General features: G+C 60.0%; 2 pseudogenes. One reads left to right on the top strand and one right to left on the bottom strand.

Going from position 1 to position 964, the window contains the following annotated elements:
* Positions 1 to 136: 136 nt before the first annotated feature.
* A pseudogene (locus FMEAI12_RS39595) lies at positions 137 to 289 on the bottom strand (IS3 family transposase); the annotation flags it as partial.
* A gap of 132 nt (positions 290 to 421) precedes the next feature.
* On the opposite strand from FMEAI12_RS39595, the pseudogene FMEAI12_RS00355 reads away from it, so the two are divergent.
* Positions 422 to 838: pseudogene (locus FMEAI12_RS00355) on the top strand (transposase domain-containing protein); the annotation flags it as partial.
* Positions 839 to 964: the final 126 nt, after the last annotated feature.

The following is a 964-nucleotide window of genomic DNA, read 5'->3' as shown; positions in this document are numbered from 1 at the left end:
ACCATCGCCGCGACCCTCAACGACCGGCCCCGCAAGACCCTCCGCTGGAAGACCCCCACCGAAGCGATGAACAACCAGCTACTCTCACTCCAACAGGCCGGTGTTGCGACGACCGGTTGAATTCGGTTTGCGCGCCTCGATCGGAGTGGAAAATTGCGTTCTGGGTGAGGGTGGTGCGGGAGGTGGCCGTGGTGAACGCGTCGGTGATGAGTTCGGTGCGCAGGTGGGTGACCATCGACCAGCCGAGGACATTGCGGGAGTAGCAGTCGATAACGGTGGCGAGGTAGATCCCAATGCCGCTTAGTTAGCGCGCCAACCAGCTCGCGGGAAATTTACATCACTGCTTCGACGTTTCGTTTCCTTGTTTGCTGATGCGTTGATCCTGGCCTACTAGTATGCAGGTGTGGCCGGTAATGATGGAATGGTTCCGTTGTCGGGTGAGCGGCTGACGGATCGTATCAGTGTCGGTGTATTGACCCGGCTTCTGCGTCGAGACCTGATCGACGAGGTCGTCGCGGAGTGCGGGAAACGGGAAAAGCGATCCCGGTTACTGCCGGCTCACGTTGTGGTATACTACGTGCTCGCGCTGAACCTGTTCTTCGATGATGGCTACGAAGAGGTCATGCGTAAGCTTGTGGGTGGCCTGCGGTTTCTCCGCGGTTGGCGCAGTGATTGGACGGTACCGACCACAGGTGCGATCTCGCAGGCGCGCGCCCGTCTCGGCTCCGAACCTATGCGTGTCCTGTTTGATCGTGTCGCTGTCCCAATGGCCGACGCAGGCACCCGCGGGTCGTGGTATTTGCAATGGCGGGTCATGGCGATTGACGGTGTTGTACTGGGCGTGTCATGACGACTGTGTAAGCCGGAGGTGGACCAGGATCGACCTGCCTGACTGATCGGGGTAGGTCGGAAAGGGACACCGAATGACGCAAAACCCGACGCTTCGGACTCGCGACGAAGAGCG

It is taken from the genome of Parafrankia sp. Ea1.12, assembly GCF_900465275.1.
Taxonomy (GTDB): Bacteria; Actinomycetota; Actinomycetes; order Frankiales; family Frankiaceae; genus Parafrankia; species Parafrankia soli.
The sequence above is the reverse complement of the archived record's forward strand: the minus strand, read 5'-3'. Positions and strand labels throughout refer to the sequence as shown.